Source organism: Bradyrhizobium genosp. SA-4 str. CB756 (assembly GCF_000473125.1).
GTDB lineage: Bacteria > Pseudomonadota > Alphaproteobacteria > Rhizobiales > Xanthobacteraceae > Bradyrhizobium > Bradyrhizobium arachidis.
Genome location: NZ_KI421499.1, coordinates 466,315 through 486,297, shown reverse-complemented (window position 1 = coordinate 486,297; position 19,983 = coordinate 466,315). Strand labels below are relative to the sequence as shown.

19 protein-coding genes and 1 other RNA gene are annotated in these 19,983 nt (G+C 65.9%); 7 read left to right on the top strand and 13 right to left on the bottom strand.

Annotated features, from left to right (window positions below; translation table 11 throughout):
- Positions 1–81 precede the first annotated feature (81 nt).
- On the top strand, positions 82–1,104 hold the full coding sequence (locus BRAGE_RS0102380; protein WP_027560639.1) for a D-cysteine desulfhydrase family protein: 1,023 nt from the start codon (positions 82–84) through the stop codon (positions 1,102–1,104).
- Here the strand turns inward: BRAGE_RS0102380 and BRAGE_RS0102375 are convergent.
- Positions 1,101–2,336 carry an RNA polymerase sigma factor gene (locus BRAGE_RS0102375; protein ID WP_108914477.1) on the bottom strand — a complete coding sequence of 412 codons (1,236 nt, stop codon included), beginning with the start codon at positions 2,334–2,336 and terminating at the stop codon, positions 1,101–1,103. The genes BRAGE_RS0102380 and BRAGE_RS0102375 overlap by 4 nt on opposite strands.
- Positions 2,333–2,686: a YciI family protein gene (locus BRAGE_RS0102370; protein ID WP_027560641.1), complete on the bottom strand. Its 354-nt coding sequence runs from the start codon at positions 2,684–2,686 to the stop codon at positions 2,333–2,335. Before BRAGE_RS0102370 ends, BRAGE_RS0102375 begins: the two co-directional genes overlap by 4 nt.
- Before the next feature lie 148 nt (positions 2,687–2,834).
- On the opposite strand from BRAGE_RS0102370, the gene rnpB reads away from it, so the two are divergent.
- An RNA gene (gene rnpB, locus BRAGE_RS52070) (RNase P RNA component class A) lies at positions 2,835–3,265 on the top strand.
- Positions 3,266–3,450: 185 nt separating this feature from the next.
- Here the strand turns inward: rnpB and BRAGE_RS0102365 are convergent.
- Both BRAGE_RS0102365 and BRAGE_RS0102360 read right to left on the bottom strand, forming a co-directional pair.
- Positions 3,451–4,164 (bottom strand): alpha/beta fold hydrolase, encoded by a 714-nt coding sequence (locus BRAGE_RS0102365; RefSeq protein ID WP_027560642.1) that lies wholly within the window; start codon positions 4,162–4,164, stop codon positions 3,451–3,453.
- Between the two features lie 73 nt (positions 4,165–4,237).
- Positions 4,238–4,699 carry a DUF983 domain-containing protein gene (locus tag BRAGE_RS0102360; RefSeq protein WP_084334503.1) on the bottom strand — a complete coding sequence of 154 codons (462 nt, stop codon included), beginning with the start codon at positions 4,697–4,699 and terminating at the stop codon, positions 4,238–4,240.
- Positions 4,700–4,748: 49 nt separating this feature from the next.
- Between BRAGE_RS0102360 and BRAGE_RS0102355 the strand changes: the two genes are divergently transcribed.
- Positions 4,749–6,119: a PLP-dependent aminotransferase family protein gene (locus BRAGE_RS0102355; RefSeq protein WP_027560644.1), complete on the top strand. Its 1,371-nt coding sequence runs from the start codon at positions 4,749–4,751 to the stop codon at positions 6,117–6,119.
- A gap of 4 nt (positions 6,120–6,123) precedes the next feature.
- On the opposite strand, the gene BRAGE_RS0102350 is transcribed toward BRAGE_RS0102355, so the two are convergent.
- Positions 6,124–6,387 carry a hypothetical protein gene (locus BRAGE_RS0102350; protein ID WP_035730890.1) on the bottom strand — a complete coding sequence of 88 codons (264 nt, stop codon included), beginning with the start codon at positions 6,385–6,387 and terminating at the stop codon, positions 6,124–6,126.
- 227 nt (positions 6,388–6,614) lie between these two features.
- On the opposite strand from BRAGE_RS0102350, the gene BRAGE_RS0102345 reads away from it, so the two are divergent.
- A complete protein-coding gene (locus BRAGE_RS0102345; RefSeq protein WP_027560646.1) occupies positions 6,615–7,358 on the top strand; it encodes a sulfite exporter TauE/SafE family protein in 744 nt (247 codons plus the stop codon).
- Between the two features lie 80 nt (positions 7,359–7,438).
- On the opposite strand, the gene BRAGE_RS0102340 is transcribed toward BRAGE_RS0102345, so the two are convergent.
- The 4 genes from BRAGE_RS0102340 to BRAGE_RS0102325 form a co-directional block, all read right to left on the bottom strand.
- Positions 7,439–8,845: an MATE family efflux transporter gene (locus tag BRAGE_RS0102340; protein ID WP_027560647.1), complete on the bottom strand. Its 1,407-nt coding sequence runs from the start codon at positions 8,843–8,845 to the stop codon at positions 7,439–7,441.
- 64 nt (positions 8,846–8,909) lie between these two features.
- Complete coding sequence (locus BRAGE_RS0102335) at positions 8,910–10,709, bottom strand: ABC transporter ATP-binding protein (protein WP_027560648.1); 1,800 nt, start codon at positions 10,707–10,709, stop codon at positions 8,910–8,912.
- 506 nt (positions 10,710–11,215) lie between these two features.
- Complete coding sequence (locus BRAGE_RS0102330; RefSeq protein ID WP_027560649.1) at positions 11,216–12,799, bottom strand: DHA2 family efflux MFS transporter permease subunit; 1,584 nt, start codon at positions 12,797–12,799, stop codon at positions 11,216–11,218.
- 28 nt (positions 12,800–12,827) lie between these two features.
- Positions 12,828–14,138: an HlyD family secretion protein gene (locus BRAGE_RS0102325; protein ID WP_027560650.1), complete on the bottom strand. Its 1,311-nt coding sequence runs from the start codon at positions 14,136–14,138 to the stop codon at positions 12,828–12,830.
- A 196-nt stretch (positions 14,139–14,334) separates the two neighbouring features.
- Between BRAGE_RS0102325 and BRAGE_RS0102320 the strand changes: the two genes are divergently transcribed.
- Both BRAGE_RS0102320 and BRAGE_RS0102315 read left to right on the top strand, forming a co-directional pair.
- On the top strand, positions 14,335–14,970 hold the full coding sequence (locus BRAGE_RS0102320) for a TetR/AcrR family transcriptional regulator (protein ID WP_027560651.1): 636 nt from the start codon (positions 14,335–14,337) through the stop codon (positions 14,968–14,970).
- Between the two features lie 53 nt (positions 14,971–15,023).
- Positions 15,024–15,362, top strand: coding sequence for a DUF6665 family protein (locus tag BRAGE_RS0102315; RefSeq protein WP_027560652.1), 339 nt, complete (start codon positions 15,024–15,026; stop codon positions 15,360–15,362).
- Positions 15,363–15,380: 18 nt separating this feature from the next.
- Here the strand turns inward: BRAGE_RS0102315 and BRAGE_RS0102310 are convergent, their stop codons facing one another.
- The 4 genes from BRAGE_RS0102310 to BRAGE_RS0102290 form a co-directional block, all read right to left on the bottom strand.
- Positions 15,381–15,962, bottom strand: coding sequence for a histidine phosphatase family protein (locus BRAGE_RS0102310; protein ID WP_027560653.1), 582 nt, complete (start codon positions 15,960–15,962; stop codon positions 15,381–15,383).
- 8 nt (positions 15,963–15,970) lie between these two features.
- Positions 15,971–17,176: an extensin family protein gene (locus tag BRAGE_RS0102305; protein WP_027560654.1), complete on the bottom strand. Its 1,206-nt coding sequence runs from the start codon at positions 17,174–17,176 to the stop codon at positions 15,971–15,973.
- Between the two features lie 346 nt (positions 17,177–17,522).
- Complete coding sequence (locus tag BRAGE_RS0102295; RefSeq protein WP_027560655.1) at positions 17,523–17,855, bottom strand: hypothetical protein; 333 nt, start codon at positions 17,853–17,855, stop codon at positions 17,523–17,525.
- A 271-nt stretch (positions 17,856–18,126) separates the two neighbouring features.
- A complete protein-coding gene (locus BRAGE_RS0102290) occupies positions 18,127–18,993 on the bottom strand; it encodes a DUF2147 domain-containing protein (RefSeq protein WP_027560656.1) in 867 nt (288 codons plus the stop codon).
- A 194-nt stretch (positions 18,994–19,187) separates the two neighbouring features.
- On the opposite strand from BRAGE_RS0102290, the gene BRAGE_RS0102285 reads away from it, so the two are divergent.
- Entirely contained in the window at positions 19,188–19,967 is a 780-nt protein-coding gene (locus tag BRAGE_RS0102285) for a DUF2147 domain-containing protein (protein WP_027560657.1), read from the top strand.
- Positions 19,968–19,983: the final 16 nt, after the last annotated feature.

Below are 19,983 nucleotides of genomic sequence, written 5' to 3'. Positions count from 1 at the left end.
AAGTGATCGCGCGATCGTCGCTGCAACTCCGATCGCCGGGCTATTGTCCGACGACCGGCTCCGAGCGGGACGAACGACACGATGCAGATTGATCGCAAGCTGCTGATCGACCGCCTCGCCGCTTTTCCGCGCCTGGGCCTCGCCGATCTTCCGACTCCGCTCGAGCCGATGAAGCGGCTGACGGCCCATCTCGGCGGGCCGCGACTGTGGGTCAAACGCGACGATGCGACCGGGCTCGGATTCGGCGGCAACAAGTTGCGCAAGCTCGACTACGTTCTGCACGACGCGGTTTCAAACGGCGCCGATACGATCGTCTCGGGCGGCGTCGTGCAATCGAACAGCCAGCGGCAGGTTGCAGCAGTTGCCGCCAAGCTTGGCCTCCCCTGTCATCTCGCCGTTTATCACGGCCGGCTCGCGCCGCCGACGCCGGAATACGAGACCTCGGGCAACGCCTTTCTCAATCGGCTGTTCGGCGCGCAGCTGCACGACGTGCCGTGGACCGGCGATCGCAATGCCGCCATCCGCGCGCTCGTCGACGATCTCCGGGCGCAGGGACGCAGGCCGTATTTCGTGCCTTACGGCGTTTCGAATGCACTGGGTGCGGTCGCTTACGCCACGACGATCTGCGAAATCGAGCAGCAGGCGGCGCTGTCGGGCATCAAGCCGGCCGCAATCGTGCATTGCACCGGAAGCGCCGGTACGCAGGCTGGTCTTGTCGTCGGTGCGGCCGCAGCCATGCCCGACACGCGAATAGTCGGAATCGATATCGATGCCGAGCCCGCGCGGGTCCGCTCCGATGTGGTGGCTCTTGCGCGGCTGGCGGCGGATCTGCTCGGTACAGGCTTCGACGACGCCATGGTCGAAGTGGTCGCCGGCCATGCCGGACCAGCCTATGGCGTGCCGCACGAGGCCACGATCGAAGCCATCCGGCTGGCAGGACAATCCGAGGCGCTCGTGCTTGACCCCGTCTATTCGGGCAAGGGGCTCGCGGGCCTGATCGCGATGATCCGCCAAGGGCGTTGGCGCAACGACGAGGATGTCATTTTCCTTCACACCGGCGGCGCGCCCGCCCTGTTCGCCTACCAAAGCGCGCTTGGCATCTAATCCATCTCGCTGACCCTTCGCGCATAGAGCCGCCGCAGCGGCTCGAGCTGCGTCGCCTCCGTCGCGGCACGATAGGCCTCGCGCGCCTCGTCCTTCCGCTCCAGCCGACGCAGCAGATCCGCGCGCACCGCGGGCAGCAGCTCATAGCCGTTGAGCCCGCCGCGCGCGGTGATCGCGTCGACGAGATCGAGCGCGCGTGCCGGGCCGTCGACCATCGACACCGCCGCGGCATGGTTGAGCTCGATCACCGGCGACGGGCTTATGCGCAGCAGCACCTCGTAGAGCCCGGCGATCTGCGGCCAGTCGGTCTCCTCAAAACTCGGTGCGCGCGCATGCAGCGCGGCGATCGCTGCCTGCACAGCATAGGCCTGCGGGCGGCCGGGCAGGCGCAACGCGTCATCGACCAGGCGCAGGCCCTCCTCGATCTGCGCGCGGTCCCACAGCGAACGATCCTGCTCCTCGAGTAGCACGATGTCGCCGGCCGCCGTCTCGCGCCCGGCGCGGCGCGCATCGTGCAGCAGCATCAAGGCGAGCAGGCCCTTGACGCCGGCGCGCTCCGGCATCAGCCGGTCGAGCAGGCGGCCGAGCCGGATGGCTTCGACCACGAGATCGGGCCGCATCAGATCCGCGCCCGAGGTCGCGACATAGCCTTCGGTGAAGACCAGATAGATCACGGTGAGCACGCCATCGAGCCGCGGCACCAGGGTGTCGCGTTCGGGCACCTCATAGGGAATGCCAGCGAGCCTGATCTTCTGCTTGGCGCGGACGAGGCGCTGCGCCATCGCCTCCTCGCTGACGAGGAAGGCGCGCGCGACCTGCGCGGTCGAGAGCCCGCAGACGGTGCGCAGCGTCAGCGCGACCTGGACCTCGGGCGCGAACGCGGGATGGCAGCAGGTGAAGATCAGCCGCAGCATGTCGTCGTCGAGCATCGCCGGCGGCTCGTCGTCGCCTTGCGCGTTCAGCTCGAGCTCGTGCACCAGCGCCTGCTGCTTGCCGCGGAAGACGGCCCGGCGGCGGACGCGGTCGATCGCCTTGTTGCGCGCGACGTTCACCAGCCAGGCGCGTGGATTGTCCGGAATCTCGCACGCGCTCCAGCGCTCCAGCGCGACCGCAAAGGCGTCCTGGAGCGCGTCCTCGGCGAGATCGAAATCGCCGACGAGGCGGATCAGCGTGGCCAGCGCCCGCCCCGCCTCGTCGCGGAAGATCGTCTCGATGTCGCGAGAGGAGATCACTTGTTGTAGATCATGACCGGCCTGATCTCGATCGACCCGTCCCGCGCGTTGGGAATGCCCGCGGCAAGCGTGATCGCGGCGTCGAGATCCTTGGCTTCGACCAGATAATAGCCGCCGAGCTGCTCGCGCGTTTCCGCAAACGGGCCGTCGGTCGTGAGAGTCTTGCCCTCGCGCACGCGCACGGTCGTCGCCGTGGTCGTCGGCTGAAGGCCGTCGCCGGCCTTGAAATGGCCGCTCTGGACGATGGACTGCGTGTAGGTGCCGTACTCCGCCGAGATCTTCTGGCGGGCCTCGGGGCTCATCTTGCTCAGTTCCGCTTCGCTCCGGTAGATCAGCATCAGATATTGCATTGCTTAACTCCTGTTGTCGTGGGGATCACCGACATCCAGTCGAACGGGGCCGGCGCCAAACGACATCTTCAGGATAAATTATTTGGCCACGGCGCGCGCGGCGATATCGGCTTGACGGAACCGTCACAAATGCCCCATGCGTTACCAGTCAGTCGGCCGGACGGCCGCTCCGGCAGGTGCCGAAAGGCCGCCGGGGAGGAAAGTCCGGGCTCCCTTGACATGCGGTGCCGGATAACGTCCGGCGGGGGCAACCCCAGGGAAAGTGCCACAGAGAACGAACCGCCCGCCTTCGCCCCTTCGGGGCTTCGGCGAGGTAAGGGTGAAAAGGTGCGGTAAGAGCGCACCGCGGATCCGGCAACGGAGCCGGCATGGCAAACCCCACCGGGAGCAAAACCGAATAGGGACGGCGTAGCGGGCCGTTCGCGAAAGCGATAACGCCGCGGGGCGATGTCAGGCCCGCCGTCCGGGTAGGTTGCTCGAGGCCATGTGCAAACATGGTCCCAGAGGAATGGCCGTCACGTATCGTTTGCGCAAGCAGGCGGTGCCCTACAGAACCCGGCTTACAGGCCGGCTGATATCTTGCAACGAGGGGTTCGATGCTGACGCATCGGACCCCTCACCATTTTGGGTAGTGCACGCAGCCGTTCAAACGGTGTCATTCCGGGGCTCGCGAAGCGAGAGCCCGGAATCCATCGCGCGGCAGAGAATGCGGAGGAATGGATTCCGGGTTCGTGCTGCGCACGCCCCGGAATGACGGCTGCGAGTCAGGCCACGATCTCGTTCAAGACACCCATCAGTGCCTCCGGCGCCGTGACATTCGGCGCGTGGCTGGCGTCGAGCTCGAAATAGCGCCAGCCATCCTCGCTCTTCGCGCGCTTCGCGAATTGCCCGAACACATCGCCCGGCGGGATGCGTTTGCAGTAGATGTAGCTGCGCGGCATCGACGGCTCGCCACGCTCCAACTTCAGCTTCGTCTCGAAGCATTTGATCGACATGTCGACGCGGCGGTCATCGAGCCAGCGGAGATCGGCTTGCGGCGTATCCGCCGGCGGCGGGTTTGGCGGGACACGGTAGCCATCACCTGCGGCCGCCGCCTTGCGCATCGGCTCGCGGCCGGCGTCGTGCAGGTCGAACAGCGACTGACCGTCGCGCGGTACGAAGGCGTCGAGATAGATCAGCTGCGATACATATCCGCGCGCACGATCGGCGACACCGGTTGCGACCATGCCGCCATAGCTGTGCCCCAGCAGCACGACATCGCGAAAGTCCTCGAACTTGATGACGTTCAGAATGTCCTGGATATGCGTCTCGAGATCGATCGCGGGACTGGCGAGATGTTCACGCTCGCCGAGCCCGGTATAGGTCGGCGCCACCAGGCGGTGACCGGCCTGTGCCATCAGCGGATGCATCTTCTTCCAGGACCATCCGCCGGACCATGCGCCATGACAGAGCAGAAAAATCTTCGAGCGTCCGGCCATCTGCATTTCCATCGTTAGTGTCGGTACGATGGAGTGTAGTGGTGGGTCGCACCAAGTAAAATTCACGACCGCTTCAGGCGGCGCGCCGGTCCTTCACAAGTACCGGAGCGAACTCGGTGGCTTCGCGCCGCAGCTTGGCCGCCTCGAAGCCGTGCATCCCGAGCTGCCATTGCAGGCCGACGATGGCGCCCTTGGTCGGCTGCAAGAGCGCGAGCGAGGCGAACAGCGTCACGGGCAGCCACACCGCCAGTTGCAGCCAGACCGGCGGCGCATAGGCGGTCTCGATCGCAAGGATCGCCGGCACCACGAGATGGCCGACCACGACCATCACGAGATAGGCGGGGAAATCGTCGGCGCGCTGGTGGAACAGCTCCTCACCGCAATGATCGCAGCTATCGGCGACCTTCAGGAAGCGTCCGAACATATGTCCTTCGCCGCAGTTCGGGCACTTGCCGCGAAAACCGCGCCACATCGCCTTCGCCAGAGAAACTGAACCGGTCGTCATGACGACACCTCTTCCGTTTTGCTGATCCATACAATACTATCTTGCATCCATACATTCAAAGGATATGGGCCTAAATTGCATGGATTGGACCCCTACAATCTCGGAGCTGAGCGGGCCGCGCTACCAGCGCATCGTCGAGGCCATGGAAGCCGACATCGCCGCCGGCCGTCTCGTGCGCGGCCAGCAACTGCCGACGCAGCGCGCGCTGGCCAAAGCGCTCGGCATCGATCTCACCACGGTGACGCGCGCCTATACCGAGGCGCGGCGCCGCGGCATCATGGAAGCGCGCGTCGGACAAGGCTCGTTCGTGTCGGAGACCAGCGCGCGCCGCGCGGTCGACCTGCCGCATCCTGTCGCGATCGACCTCTCGATGAACGTGCCGCCGCATCCGCTGGAGGCACAGCTCGACGAGCGCATCATTGCGGGAATGGAAGCTCTCCGCGCGCAATCGGGCCTGACCGCGTTCCTGAACTACCAGCCGCCCGGCGGCAGCGCGCATGAGCGCGAGGTCGCTGCACGCTGGATGCGCGCACGCGTGCCGCACGCCCATGCCGACAGGCTGGTGATCTTTCCCGGCGCGCAGACCATCCTGTTCAACCTGCTGGCTCATCTGGCGCGGCCCGGCGATGTCGTGCTCACCGAGGCCCTCACCTTCCCCGGCATCAAAGCGGCCGCGGCTCGGCTTGGCGTCAAGCTCGTCAGTGTCGCCATGGATGACGGCGGCATCCTACCCGATGCGCTGGCAAGGGCTTGCCGCACGCACAGCCCGAAGGCCGCCTATCTCATCCCGACACTGCACAATCCGACCACCGCGACGCTTGCCCCCGAGCGCCGTGACGCCATCGCCAAGATCATCCGCGATGCCGATACGATTCTGATCGAGGATGACGCCTACGGCCTGCTCGACCGCTCGGCATCGCCGATCGCAAACCTCATTCCCGAGCGGACGTATCTCGCAACCACGCTGTCAAAATGCATCGCGCCGGCGCTCCGCGTCGCTTATCTCGTGACGCCCGACAGCGACGCGCAGCTTCAGATGCGCAGCTCTTTGCAGGCGACCGTGCAGATGCCGGCGCCGCTGATGGTCGCGCTGGTGACGCACTGGATCGAAGCCGGCATTGCCGACCGGATCATCACCGCGATCCGCAACGAAGCCATCGGACGCCAGCAGCTGGCGCAGCGGGCGCTGAAAGGTTTCCAATTCCTGGCCAAGCCCGCCGCCCATCATCTGTGGCTGCGGCTCCCGGACGGCCGCCCCGACATCGCGGCGCATCTGTTGCGCAACGGACTTGCGGTGGTCGCCGGCGATGCCTTCACCGTGGACGGTATGCCGCCGCATGCCGCGCGCGTCTCGCTGGGCGCGGCGCGCAACAGGGTGGAATTGACCGAGGCGTTGCGCATCCTGGTCGGCGCGCTGCACAAGCCCGCCGACACTAGGCAGATCGTCTAGGCGTTCATTGCTGATGGTGACGGCGATGACGCGGATGCACCACCGGCGCAACGGCTGACGGATAAGCCGCATAGGCATTGCTCGGCATTCCCTGCTGGCCAAGTGCCGCGCGTGCTGCGGGCGTGAGCTGGCCGCCATTGAGCACATCGCGGTCGGGATGTGCGGCCTGATAGGCCGCGGGCTCTGAAAACTGTGCCTGCGCCAAAGTCGGCATCAAGGCCATCGCCGACAGCAGCGCGGCCGAGACGGCCATCTTCGTGCCGGTCATGATCATGCTCCATCATCTAAACGGGGAACACGCCGATCGAAGCGCACCTAGCGTCGGGAGGCCCCAATTGAAGTACGACGATCATGTAGGCCGGTCTTTCGCGAGCGCCCGCGGTCGCGGATCACGCTTGCGTGCGGTTTTGAAATTGACCGCCCCGGCTGCGGCTGTGCTATGCGGGCAGTGGCGATCAACAATCCGGCATCGCCCATTGCAACAAGGACAATCCGTTGGAAACGCTCACCTACGTGCTGCTGCTGTTCGGCGCGCTGGCCGGAGGCTTCGTCTCGGGGCTGGCCGGATTCGGCACGGCGCTGATGGCGCTCGGCATCTGGCTCTACGTGCTGCCGCCCTCGCTCGCGGTGCCCCTGGTGCTGATCTGCTCGGTGATCGCGCAGACCTCGACGCTGCCGTCGATGTGGAAGAGTTTTGACCTGTCGCTGGTCTGGCCATTCCTGATCGGAGGATTGATCGGCGTGCCGCTCGGCACCATGATGGTCGCCTCCGCCGATCCCAAAGTGTTTAAGCTGAGCGTCGGCGTGCTGATCCTGATCTTTTCATCGGCGCTCTACCTGAACAAGAGACCGCTCGCCGTCAAATTCGGCGGCCGCATCGCCGACGGCGCGATCGGATTTGCCGGCGGCATTTTGGGCGGCCTCGCCGGACTGTCCGGGCCGCTGCCGATCCTGTGGGCCAATATCCGCGGCTGGAACAGGCATGAGCGGCGCGGCATCTTCCAGCTCTTCAATTTCACCGTGCTCGCAGCCGCGCTGGTGTTGCAGACCGCCTCGGGTCTCGTTGCATTCAAGGTGGTCTGGCTCGCAGCCGTCGCCTTTCCGGGCACGCTGATCGGCGCATGGGCCGGCGCCCGCGTCTATCACGCACTGAACGACAAGCACTTTGGCGACGTCGTGCTCGGCCTGCTGTTCCTGTCGGGCCTGACGCTCGTCTGGAACAGCATTGGCGCAATTTAGCTTGCGGCCTTGTTCGCGGCGAGCGCCATGCTCACGGCGCCGCAAATGAGCCGGAGCCGTGGGCAGGTCACAAGCCGCCGCTAAGCGGGCTCACGCACGGGAGGCGCGACCGGTCGAGCCTCCGCCTGCCCGGACGCCGCCTCCTTCAGCGGCAGGGCAAGGCGCTTCGTAAACTCGCGGCGCAACAGCCACACGTTCAAGGCCGCCTGCAGCGTGGTCGTCACGATCGACAAATACCAGACGTGCTCCATCCGGAAGCCCGGCCATGTCGAGAGCCAGATCGACGGCAGCGAATAGGTGAGGACCCGTATTGCCGAGGTCCACAGCACCGGCTTGGTGTTGCCCAGCCCCTGAAACATGCTGGAGCAGGTGAAGATCAGCGCCTGCGCCACCATGTTGAGCGAGATGATGCGCACAAACAGCGAGGCAACCGCCATCGTCTCCGGGTCGTTCGAGAAACCGGTCAGCAACAGACCCGGCGCGGCCTGCGCGAGAATCAGGAAGACGATCGTCACGGCAGTCGCGACCAGCGCCGCCTTGACGAAGGTCTCGCGCACGCGCGCACCATTGCCGGCACCGAAATTCTGGCCGGCGATCGGCCCTGCGGCGAGGGCAACGGCGAGCGCCGGCATCTGGATCAGGCCGAGGACACGCGTCCCGATGCCAAATCCTGCCTGCGCCGCCGGGCCGAAAATGCTGAGCACATAATAACCCACGCCCATGATGATGAAGACCATCACGAACTCGCCGCCGGCCGGCAGGCCGACATTGAGGATCCGCTTCCAGTGCCGAAGCTGCGGCCGCCACTGCGCCGGATCGAAGACGACATAGCGCTCGACCTTGCGGAAATGGACCAGCAGCATCAGGACGCCGATGGCGACCGCGATCGAACTCGCCAGCCCGGCGCCGGCGACGCCGAGCGCGTGGCCGGTGCCCCAGCCCGAGATCAGAACCGGCGCCAGTGCGATGTTGATCGCGACCGCGACGGCCCGCACCAGCATCGCGGGGCGCACGATGCCGGTGGCGCGCATCGCGGAGGCCAGCACCTGCATGGCGAATTCCAGCGCGAGCGCCGGCATGAACCACAACAGGTATGTGGTCCCCGCCTCGATCGTGGCCTGGTCCGCGGCGACCGAACGCATGTAGAGGCGCGACAGCGCCGCGCCCATGACCAGGGTCAATAGGCCGAACAGCATCGACATCGCGATCGCCTGGTTGAAGATCAGATTGGCATCGTGCCGATCCTTGCGTCCCACGGCATGCGCGACCAGCGCCACCGTGCCGACGCCGAGCACCTGCAACAGCGCGTTGACGAGAAAGCCGGCATTGCCGGCCGCGGCGACGCCCGCCACCGCGGCTTCGCCGAGACCCGAGACGAAGTACAGATCGACCAGCTGGCAGATCATGATCGTGACCATGCCGAGCATGATCGGCGGCGCCATGGCCAGGATATGTCTCACGATGGAGCCGTGCGTCAGGTCTTTCATGTCATTCCATCCTCTGGCGGCGTGGCTGGCGATCGTCCGTCAGCCACGCGCCATTGCACTTCCTTCACTCCGCTGCCGCGACGTGCCCGAGCTCCACCACCTGGCGCTCGAACAGGCCGCGATAGATGCCGCCCGGCTTGCCCGCGAGCATGGCATGGGTGCCTTGCTCGACGATCTCGCCGCGGTCGAACACCAGGATCCGATCGAGACTTCTCACCGTCGACAGCCGGTGCGCGATCACGATCGAGGTGCGGCCTTTCATCAGCCGCTCCATCGCCTGCTGGATCAGCGCCTCCGATTCCGAATCGAGGCTCGAGGTCGCCTCGTCCAGGATCAGCACCGGCGCATCCGCCAGGAAGGCGCGCGCCAGCGCCACGCGCTGCCGCTCGCCGCCCGACAGTTTCACGCCGCGCTCGCCCACCAGCGTGCCGTAGCCCTTGGGCAGGCGCAGGATGAAGTCGTGCGCATTGGCGAGCCGCGCCGCCTGCTCGATCGCCTCCAGGCTGGCGCCGGGCCGGCCATAGGCGATGTTCTCGGCGAGCGAGCGGTGGAACAGGATCGGCTCCTGCTGCACGATCGCGATCTGGCTGCGCAGCGATTGCTGCGTCGCCAGCGCGATGTCCTGCCCGTCGATCAGCACACGACCACCGGAGACGTCATAGAGCCGCTGCACCAGCTTGACGAAGGTCGTCTTGCCGGAACCGGAGCGGCCGACCAGGCCGACGCGCTCGCCGGCGCGGATCGTGACCGACAGTCCGTCGTATAGCGGCGCGCGATGGCCGCCATAGAGGAACGTGACGTCATCGAACACGATCTCGCCGCCCTCGATCGCGATCGGCCGGGCGCCCGCGGCATCGACGATCCCGATCGGCTCGTCATGGATCGCCACGAGTTCGTCCATGTCGTTCACGGCACGCTGGAGGTTGTTGATGTGCATGCCGACGTCGCGCAGATAGGCGTGGATGACGTAATAGCTCGTCAGCACATAGGTGACGTCGCCGGGCGAGGCGTGCCCGTACATCCACAGCAGCACCGAGCCGCCGATCACCGACGCCCGCAGGCACAGCAGCAGCGCAAGCTGCGCCATGGCGGTGTAGTTGTAGCGGAACCAGGTCCGCCGCACCCGAACGCGCCAGCGGCTGATGACGCGGGCGAGCCGCGTATCCTCGCGTAGCTCCGCGCCGAAGGATTTCACCACGGCGTTGCAGGTCAACGCATCCGCCAGCGTGCCGCCGACCTTGGTGTCCCAGGCGTTGGAGACGCGCGCGGCCGGCGCGATGTACCGCGTCGAGAACACCACGGTGATGGTGACGTAGAACAGCGCGCCCACCGCGATCACCGCGCCGAGCGAGGCCCAGTGCAGGCCGATCAGGACCATGGAGCCGATCAGCACCAGCAAAGACGGCGCCAACGCCATCAGGATGGTGTCGTTGAGCAGGTCGAGCGCCCACATGCCGCGCGTGATCTTGCGCACGGTGGAGCCGGCGAAGGAGTTGGCGTGCCAATCGGTCGAGAAACGCTGCACGCGCATGAACGCGTCCTGCGCCACCTCCGTCATGGTCTTCAGCGTGAACGGCACGATGGCCTGGAGGCCGATCAGCCGGAGCACCACGGAGACTGCACCGAGCGCCACGATGGCGCCGAATGCGACCAGCGCGGCGTGGCGCGCATCGAGGTCGGCTGAACCGCGCGTCAACGCATCGACCAGTTGTCCGGAGAAGACCGGCATGAACAGGTCGGCGACGGTCGCGCCCAACAGGCCGCCGGCGACGATCAGCGTGCGCCCCGGCTGCTTCAGCCAGTGGCGGAACACGAAGGGCAACACCACGCGTATCGCCGCGGGCTTCTTTGACAAAGCGGTCATGGCATCATCCGGCTGCGTTTGGCGCAGGCCGGCTCCATCGATGGACGCAAGCCGGCCACGCGGGCCGAGACGGCGTCACTGAGAACTGATTTTGACTTGGGAAGAGGAGCGATCGGGACGATGTGCCCAATCGAAGCCGGCGGAAAGGGCCTCTAACAGGCCGCGTACATACCGAGCCAGGCGATCATCGAGCGCGGGCGTACGATCTGCGACTGCGACGAAATCATGCAAATCCCTCCCGGTTCGATTGAATGAGGTGCGCTTTATAGATGTGTCGTTTCCGGTTTGCAACGGGGCCCGTGCGAGATCACGGATGAGTGTTGCAATTTGGTGCGGGGTGCGTTGGTGCGCGACACTTTGCGCAGTGCCCTCGCCTGAACCTCCGCTGTCATCCCCCGCGAAGGCGGGGGACCCAGTACGCCGCGGCTTCTCCGTACCCCACCGCCGCTGGTGGAATACTGGGTCGCCCGGTCAAGCCGGGCGACGACACCGACTATGTGGCGCACTCAATGCGCGTCGCCACCGCCGGCCAGCGAGGCCGGCTTGTTCAGCAGCGTCACCAGCACGCTGAGGCCGAGATAGAACAGCGTCAGCATGAAGAAGGCATCGCCAAAGCTCATCACCACGGCCTGGCGGTGCACGATCTGGCTGAGCTGCTTCATCGCCATCAGCGTGGAATCGCCGAGCCCCTGGAATTTCTGCTGGAGCATGGTCAGCGTCTCGGTCGCGGTGGCGTTACCCCAGTGCACGCGTTCCTGCAGGCGCGTGATGTGCAGATCAGTGCGGTCGTTGAGCACGGTGTTGATGACGGCGAGCCCGACCGCGCCGCCGAGATTGCGCATCAGGTTGAACAGGCCGCTGGCGTTCTTGACCCGGTCGGGCGCCAGCGTGCCGAGCGCGATGTTGTTGGTCGGCACCATCGCGAACATCATGCCGATGCCGCGCAGGATCTGCGGCACCAGCAGCTCGTAGAAATCGTAGTCGCGGGTGATCCAGGTCATCTGGTAGGAGCCGATCGCGAAAACGACGAGACCGAACGCAATCATGTAGCGCATGTCGAACTTGACCATGAGCCGGCCGACCAGCGGCGCGACCAGGAACATGGTGATGCCGGAGACGAACATGGTCTCGCCGATCATCAGCGCGCTGTAGCCGCGCACCTCGGCGAGATAGCGCGGATAGATGTAGGTCAGGCCGTAGAGGCCGATGCCGATGCAGAACTGGAGCACACAGCCGATCGCGAAATTGCGGTTGGAGAAGGTGCGCAAATTGACGATCGGCTCGGCCGCGGTGAACACGCGCCAGAAGAACGCGATCGCGGAGATCGCGCAGATCCAGGCGCAGATCGCCACTGAGGTGTCCTGCATCCATTCATATTGCGGGCCTTCCTCCAGCACATATTCGAGCGTGCCGAGGAAGCCGGCCATGAACAACAGGCCCCACCAGTCGAAGCGGTCGAGCAGCTCGAAATGCGGCTCGTCGAAATCGACCAGCGCCAGCACGCCCAGCGTGATGGCGATGCCGGGAACGACATTGATGAAGAACAGCCAGTTCCAGGACATCAGGTCGGTGATGTAGCCGCCGACCGTCGGGCCGATCGTGGGAGCCAGCGTCGCAACAAGCCCGATGATCGGGCCGACGATATGGAATTTCGTGCGCGGGAACACCGTGTAGGCCGAGGCGAAAACGGTCGGGATCATGCCGGCGCCGAGGAATCCCTGCAGCGCGCGCCAGAGGATCATCTCCTCGATGGTGGTGGCGAAGCCACAGAGCAGGCTCGAGAAGGTGAAGCCAGCCGCCGAGATCGCGAACAACAGCCGCGTGCCGAACGCGCGCGACAGAAATCCGGACAGCGGGATCGCGATGACTTCGGCGATCAGATAGGCGGTCTGGACCCAGGAGACTTCGCTAGAGCTCGCCGACAGGCCGGCCTGGATTTCACTCAAAGACGCCGAGACGATCTGGATGTCCAGGATCGACATGAACATCCCGAACACCATGATGATGAACGCGAACAGCCGCTTCGGCGCGATGCGCTCTTCGGCGGGGTTCGCCATCATGGCGGAGGAAGCGGTGGTGGCGTTGGCCATGGTGTGACCTCGCAGCGCTCAGGCGCGGCTACTGCGGATGGATCGCGGTGGGATCGTCGAGATCGACCTCGCTGTCGGCGTCGGCCGCGCCCTTGTTGGTGTCGACGGTCGCATAGACCGACATGCCGGCGCGCAGCAGGTTCTGCCTCGCGACCGATTTCGGCACGCGGATGCGGACCGGCACGCGCTGCACGATCTTGGTGAAGTTGCCGGTGGCGTTGTCGGGCGGCAGCAGCGTGAACACGGAGCCTGCGCCCGCGGCGATGCTGTCGACCACGCCGGAGAACTTGCGCATGCCGTAGGCATCGACCTTGATCGTCACCGGCTGGCCGGCGCGGATGCGCTTGAGCTGCGTTTCCTTGAAATTGGCGTCGATATAGACGTCGTCGAGCGGCACGATGTTGCCAAGACGCTGGCCGACCGCGACGAAATCGCCGGCGTTGACGAGACGGTTGGAGAACGTGCCGTCGACCGGCGCGCGCACCGCGGTGAAGGCGAGATCGCGCTGGGCTTTCGCCAGCGTGGTCTTGAGCTCGGCGAGCTGCGCCTGCGCTTCGGCCTGCTGCGCCTTGGTGACGTCGACATTGCTGACCGCGACGTCGTAGGCGGCCTGCGCGGCCTTCACCGCGGCGGCGCCCTGGTCGCGTCCGGCTTCCGAGCTTTCGAAGGTGGCGCGCGAGGCAAAGCCCTTGCTGCTCAGCGCCTGCTGGCGCTCATAGTCGAGATCGGCGCGCTTGAGGCCGGCTTCGGCCGAGACCAGCTGCGCCTTGGCCTGCACGACCTGGCTTTCGAGCGCCGCGATCTGGCGGCCGATGCGATCGATGGTGGCCTGCTGGGTCGCGATCCTGGTCGCGGCGGCGTCGACCGCGATCTTGTAGTCGCCATCGTCGATGCGGAAGACGATGTCGCCGGCTTTCACGGGCGTGTTGTCGCCGGCGAGGACCGAGGAGATGTGGCCGGCAACGCGCGCGCCCAGCATGGTGTTGTTGGCGCGGACATAGGCGTCGTCGGTCGAAACGTAGAAGCGGCCGACCAGCGTGTAATAGCCGGCATAGCTTGCGGCCGCGAGCGCCAGCACGAGGCCGACGCCCATCAGCACGAATTTGCGCTTGCCGGATTTCGGCGCATCGGCGGCAGCAGGTGCAGCCGGCTTGTCGGTCACGGGCTTCTCCGGCGCCTCACTGGTGCGGCGCTTGGTTTCCTCGGCCACATGAGAGCGCAACTGCTCGGCAAGGGCGGCGGGGTTTTCGGTCGCAGCCTCGCTGCCCGCCCGCTCCGGCGTCGTCTCCACCGTGTCCTGGCGAAGCACGCGCGCAGCCTGGTCTCTCGATACGGCCATGACGGCCTCCCCATAAAAAAGCACGACCAGGGATGGCCGTCCTGCGGACGGCTCCCTCTCGTGCATTCCAAATATCATTGACCGAACCGTTCGGTCAATATACATCTTATTCCCGGGTCGACCGTATCGGCCCGAATCCTTTATTCGGGTTCATGGCCCTGGACCCGATCCAAAAACCTGCCGAGACCCTGAACCAATGGTTGTAGTCGGCCGCGAACATCTCCGCGTCGTCCAAGAGGAGGACAGCACCAAGCGCCGCCAGATCCTGGACGGGGCCCGCAAGGTGTTCATGGATCTCGGTTTTGACGGCGCCAGCATGGGCGAGATCGCGCGCGCCGCGCAGGTCTCGAAGGGCACGCTCTACGTCTACTTCGCCGACAAATGCGCGCTGTTCGAAGCCATCCTCGAGCAGGAGGCGCTCCAGCACGGCCAGGTCGTGTTCAATTTCGATCCCGCGCGCGATGCCGAGACCACGCTGAAGGATTTTGGACGGGCCTACATCCACCTGCTCTGCCGGCCCGGCGGCGGATCGGCGATCCGCACCGTGATGGCGATCGCCGAGCGCATGCCCGATGTCGGCCGCCGCTATTATGCGCGGGTGCTGGACAAGACCATCAACCGCCTCTCCGATTATCTGAAGGCCCACGTCGCCTCCGGCAATCTCAGGATCGACGATTGCGACCTCGCGGCCTCGCAATTCATGGAACTGTGCAAGGCCTCGCTCTTTCTTCCCTTCATCTTCCAGGCCGCGCCCGCGCCGTCGGAAGCGCGCATGACCGAGGTCGTCGACAGCGCGACGCGGATGTTTCTGGCGGCGTATCAGGCGAAATAGCGGCAAGCGCGCCGCGTTGCGCGCGCCGGTAGCGCGGCATTATATTGAGTGCCATGTCCCGTGATCTTCGCCCGCCTGTCGATATCCTCCATTACGAGATCGTCCAGGAACAGGCCTCAGCGCTTGGACGGATGGGCCGTACGCTCGAACAGGCGCTGACGCGCTTGCGCGAATTCGACGCTGCTCATGCGCTCTCGGAGACGACGCCCTCGCAACTGGCAAGGCGCAAGCTGGTGGCGGAAGCCGGTCACGCGCTCTGGATGTTCGTGGTGCAACGCGAGGCGACGGGCCTGCGCGACAGCCGCCACATCATGCGCACCTACAACGTCCCCGCCGAGGTGCAGCGCTGCATGGGGCTGGCCCCCGCCCCGTCAAAGCCGAGCGCGAAATGAGTTGTTAGGTCGGCGGAGCTACGCCGCGACCTCCTCCATCCGGCGCCAGCCATGCACGACCTGCCGCCCGTCGCGCGCGAACGCGAACAAATTGCCGCCGCCGGCCGGCTGATCGTGGACGCGGTCGATGGGATAGCCTGCAGTGTGGCAGAACAGCAGCGTGCCGACGCCGCCATGGCCGACGAAAAGAATATCGCCCGGACGATTGCGCGCCAGCACGGCTTCGGCCTCGCGCACGATGCGCGCCTGCGCATCGATCGCGCGCTCCCAGCCGCGGACGCTGAGATGCGGCTCCGCGAAGAACCGGTCGGCGACCTGTTCGAACTCGGCCGGCTTCAGGAAGCCGGTCGCCGAGCGGTCGTTCTCGTGCATGGCCTCGCGGATCTCGATCATAATGCCGAGCCTGATAGCGATGATCTCAGCGGTCTCGATCGCCTTGCGCTCGCCGCTGGAGACGATTTGCGTGGTGTGGGCGAGCCAGCTTGCCTGCGCGAGCGCTTCGGTGCGCGCACGTCCGGTCGGGCTCAGGCCCCATTGCGGCACCGGAACGTCGGGATCGATTTGCACCTGGGGATGGGTGAGATAGCGGACGATGGACATTCCGGGCCTTAATCGTCGGCGTACTCGTCTTCTTCCTGCTTGCGCGTCGTGCTCTTGCGCGCGCCGAGTGAGCCGGTCACGTAGGGATCGCGCGAGCTCGCATAGGGACTGCGCCGCTGTGCGCGCGAGGCAACCTCGTCGCCGGACACGGCGGCCGGCTGGCAGATCAGGCGGCGGCTGGCGCGACGCATCAGATCCACGTGGATGTGATCGTAGTGATAGACGTTCGATCCGGGCGCCAGCACCGTGGTGAAATGCGCGCATGCGCCCGACTGCACGTCGCGCAGGAAGCCCTGCTCTTCCGGCATGCCGCGCCAGCCGTCCTTGACGGTGATGCGGCGGCCGTCCGCGAGCACGAAGGCCGAGATGTCGAGCGCGTTGCCGAAGGCGTGCTCGGAGATGTGGGCATGCGGATTGCCGTTCATGCCGCGGCAGGAATAGGCGGAGATCTGCTTGATCTCGACCACGCGGGCGCCGAACCAGCGCGTCGCCGACGGCTGCACTGTGTCGGCGAGCCAGCGGTCGAGCTCGGACACGATCGGACAGGCGAGCGTCGCGGTCGGCTTCACCGCGACCGGACCGACCGCGGTCACGGGATTGCCCTGCGCGGGACCAAGGCGCGGCAACGGCTGCTGCGCCGGCGGCTGCGAATATGGCGCCGGCCGGGTCGGATAGCTCGGGGCATTCATGTAGCGCGCCGCGCCCGCGGCATCGGTGCCCTCGGGGGGCAGATCGATCTCGTCTTCCTGCGGCGCCACGCCGGGCGCATTCAGCGACATCGGGCCGGATGAGGCGCCATAGCCGGACGGCTGGCGCACCGCGCTCTCGGGATAGTTCGGGCGCTGCGGATAGGACGATGCCGGATAGGCCTGGCCTTGCGGATAATTCGATTGCGGCTGTCTCACCGGCCAGCGCGGCTGGTTGCCGATGCTGCCGGGCGGGCGCAGCGCCTCGTCGGCAAAACCATAGGTGCCGGAGGCTTCGCCGATGGCCGCGACCTTGAGCGGAAACTCGGCGCCGCACATGCCGGGGCCGGAGATCGGGTCGATGCGGACGAGGTCTGGCCCCTCTTTCACCGCGCCCGATTTCAGGCACGCGGCCTCGGCCTCGGCCCGCCACGGTTCACGTTCGGCCTGGAAAAAACCGCGTCCGCAACCCGCAAGCGAAACAAGGACGATGGAGCCGACGAGATACAAACGAACTCCGCGCGTCATGCACGCACGTTCGGTGAATTTACTTAAAGACTCTTCAACGTGTCGGCTTCAGCGTTCTTTAATCATGCCGGTCTGCGTGCGCGTAGAATGCGCGACAGCAGGGCTGACTTTTTAGGAAGGAGACTTTCTGTTAACCATACTGTCAGCGCGCAAAGAGGCGCGCATGGAGACATCTCATGACGTTCGCCGGGAGACTGAGTATAGTCACCGCGTACCTCGCCATGGCCTTTGTCGGCGCCATCGTGCTCGGCATGATCTAGAAGACGACATCTAGAGACGACACCGACCGCATCACCGGCTCACCCGCCTGCGCTGGATCATCCAGCCGCCGGACATTTTGCTACGATCAGAAGTTCGAGCATTCCGATCCCGTGACGCCGCCGATCTTGAAATCGCGGCACATCATCCCGGGATTGTCAGGGTCGGGATAGCGATCATCTTTCTCGCGGCGGGTATGACTGAAGCGCCAGCCCCGCGCGCGCATGCAGCGCTTGTACTGCGCGGATGTCGCCACCCCGTTCTGCGGCGCGCCGACCTGCGCATCGCAAGACGCGCTGTCGACATGCAGCGCATCGTCGCCGCGTTTCTGCTTCAGCATGTTGTCCCAGATGTCGGTGTCGGCGTGAGCCGAGATCGCGCTGCCAAGCAGCAGCGCGGCGATCAGGCCGAGACGTTTCATGTTGGCTCTCCTTGCATGCGTCGTCAGCCATCGGTCGCATGCAAGCGCGAGGCGGGTTCGGAGCCGAGGGATTACAAATTGGACAGGGGTGCGTTGCTTTCTCTCCGCCAGCCCGGAATCGTAGGGTGGGCAAAGGCGCACTTGCGCCGTGCCCACGATCTTTTGCCGGACGCGAGAGGCGGTGGGCACGCTTCGCTTTGCCCACCCTACGATACTGTCGTCGCGGGGAGAGATCCCTCTCCTGCCTCGCTTCGCGAGGAGAGAAAAAGATCTACGACCTCGCACTCCACTGCCGCGACGTCGTGATCAGCTGCTCGCGCGGTTCCTCGACTCTCGTCCAATCGTTTCCGGAGCACCAGAAGCGGCCGAGCGCGCAGGCTTCGACGTGGAGCCTGCCGGAGGCCTTCAGCGTCATCGTCGCATAATAGGTGTTGCCGGTGGAGCGGCTGTAGATGCTGCCCGTCCAGAGGTCGTGCGATTTCGGCTTCATGTTGACGAGCACACTCTCGCCGCGGGTGGACGCGTCGGTGAGTGCGAAGCCGCACAGCGCCGGGCCGCAGCGTTCGATGCGGACGGTGCCATTGGCGCCCGTGCTCTCCCATTCGCCGAGCGGCAGATAGGCCGGATCATCGTCGCTGCGCTTCGCGCTCGGTTTGGCCGGCATGATCTCGGGGTCCGCGGCCGGCGCCTCCATCCGCGGCGGGTCAAGCGTAATCGTCTTCGGCGGATCCAGGCGTGACAGCTCAACCCGCGGCGGATCGGGGCTCAGCGCTTCAGTTTTTGGGGCCGGCGGCGGCGCGACGGGTTGTGATGTCGTTGCGGCAAGGACGGGGGCGGGCGGAGCCGGTGGAGGCGCGAGGACCGTCGGTTGCACTGGCCTCGTCGGAGCAACCGGAGTGACCGGCTGCGGTGCCTGGACCACCGGTGCGGGCGGCGGGGCCGGTGCCGTGCTGACATCGTCCGTCCTCCGCAAGCTGTGGCTGGACATCGAAACACAGGACGTGGACCGGCAATTGCGCGGCGCCTCGACATGGAACCGATGGCCGCCGACCGAAAACGAGTAGGAACCGGCCTGCGCCGCGGGCGCCATCGCCATCAATGCGATCAACGTCCCGACCGAAGTCACAAGCCGCGTCATCGGTGCTCTCCTCTGTTTCCCCGAGACGTTACGCAGATGACGGGTGGCCGAATGTGCGCTGCCTCACCCAGTGGCGCACCGGCGTTGTGACGTTCATCACGGAAGGCGGGACGGGCGCGGCGTAGGGTCGAACCACGCTTCATCCACCAGCGACACCAGTCCATACCGGGACCGCGCCATTTTCGGAGGTTGTCATGAACAAGCTCACCATCGCCGCCGCCGCGCTTTTCCTCGCCTCGACCGCCGCGGCGCATGCCGGCAACTCGATCTCGTTCCAGATCGACGGCCAGCACATCCGCATCGAGACGCCGCGCAACTGCGCTTCGCTCGATTGCGTGACTATTGTCGCCCCTGGCCTGTCGAATAAGCCGATCAGGCTGAACAACATCAACCTCAACGGCCTCGGCGGCTCCAAGGACGATGATGTCGACACCACGCCGGCTCCGGCCACGACCACGCAGCCCGCGCCGGCTCCGGTGCAGCGGCAGCCCGTGCAGCAGGCGCCGGTCCAGGCGACCGCGCCGGCCGCGCCTGCCGCACCCGCTCCGGCCACGACGGTCGCCGCCGCGCCGGCCGCCGGCTACGACAACAATACGCAGCCCGCGCCCGTTGCGGCTCCCGTTCCTGTCGCTGCGCCCGCGCCCGTTGCTGCGGCTCCGGCGCCGGTGGCCGCCGCGCCCGTGGCGGCACCGAACTCGCCGATCGGCGTTTGGGCGACCGAAGAGAACAAGGGCAATGTCCGTGTCGAGCAGTGCGGTCCCAATCTGTGCGGTTACGCCCAGAAGACCAACGAGCGCATCCTGATCAACATGAAGCCCGATGGCGCGAAGTGGAGCGGCCGCATCCACGATCCCGACTCCGGCCGCAACTACGACTCCACGATCGCGATGAAGGGCCCGAACGCGATGCGCGTGCAGGGCTGCGCCTTCGGCGGCATGTTCTGCGGCGGCCAGACCTGGAAGCGCGTGAGCTGACGCGCGAAGCGCGTCA

Coding starts and splice junctions, on each gene's coding strand:
- BRAGE_RS0102380 (WP_027560639.1), top strand. CDS start 82: ATGCAGATTGATCGCAAGCTGCTGATCGACCGCCTCGCCGCTTTTCCG.
- BRAGE_RS0102370 (WP_027560641.1), bottom strand. CDS start 2,686: ATGCAATATCTGATGCTGATCTACCGGAGCGAAGCGGAACTGAGCAAG.
- BRAGE_RS0102365 (WP_027560642.1), bottom strand. CDS start 4,164: ATGGCCGGACGCTCGAAGATTTTTCTGCTCTGTCATGGCGCATGGTCC.
- BRAGE_RS0102360 (WP_084334503.1), bottom strand. CDS start 4,699: ATGGATCAGCAAAACGGAAGAGGTGTCGTCATGACGACCGGTTCAGTT.
- BRAGE_RS0102355 (WP_027560644.1), top strand. CDS start 4,749: ATGGATTGGACCCCTACAATCTCGGAGCTGAGCGGGCCGCGCTACCAG.
- BRAGE_RS0102350 (WP_035730890.1), bottom strand. CDS start 6,387: ATGACCGGCACGAAGATGGCCGTCTCGGCCGCGCTGCTGTCGGCGATG.
- BRAGE_RS0102340 (WP_027560647.1), bottom strand. CDS start 8,845: ATGAAAGACCTGACGCACGGCTCCATCGTGAGACATATCCTGGCCATG.
- BRAGE_RS0102335 (WP_027560648.1), bottom strand. CDS start 10,709: ATGACCGCTTTGTCAAAGAAGCCCGCGGCGATACGCGTGGTGTTGCCC.
- BRAGE_RS0102330 (WP_027560649.1), bottom strand. CDS start 12,799: ATGGCCAACGCCACCACCGCTTCCTCCGCCATGATGGCGAACCCCGCC.
- BRAGE_RS0102325 (WP_027560650.1), bottom strand. CDS start 14,138: ATGGCCGTATCGAGAGACCAGGCTGCGCGCGTGCTTCGCCAGGACACG.
- BRAGE_RS0102320 (WP_027560651.1), top strand. CDS start 14,335: ATGGTTGTAGTCGGCCGCGAACATCTCCGCGTCGTCCAAGAGGAGGAC.
- BRAGE_RS0102315 (WP_027560652.1), top strand. CDS start 15,024: ATGTCCCGTGATCTTCGCCCGCCTGTCGATATCCTCCATTACGAGATC.
- BRAGE_RS0102310 (WP_027560653.1), bottom strand. CDS start 15,962: ATGTCCATCGTCCGCTATCTCACCCATCCCCAGGTGCAAATCGATCCC.
- BRAGE_RS0102305 (WP_027560654.1), bottom strand. CDS start 17,176: ATGACGCGCGGAGTTCGTTTGTATCTCGTCGGCTCCATCGTCCTTGTT.
- BRAGE_RS0102295 (WP_027560655.1), bottom strand. CDS start 17,855: ATGAAACGTCTCGGCCTGATCGCCGCGCTGCTGCTTGGCAGCGCGATC.
- BRAGE_RS0102290 (WP_027560656.1), bottom strand. CDS start 18,993: ATGACGCGGCTTGTGACTTCGGTCGGGACGTTGATCGCATTGATGGCG.
- BRAGE_RS0102285 (WP_027560657.1), top strand. CDS start 19,188: ATGAACAAGCTCACCATCGCCGCCGCCGCGCTTTTCCTCGCCTCGACC.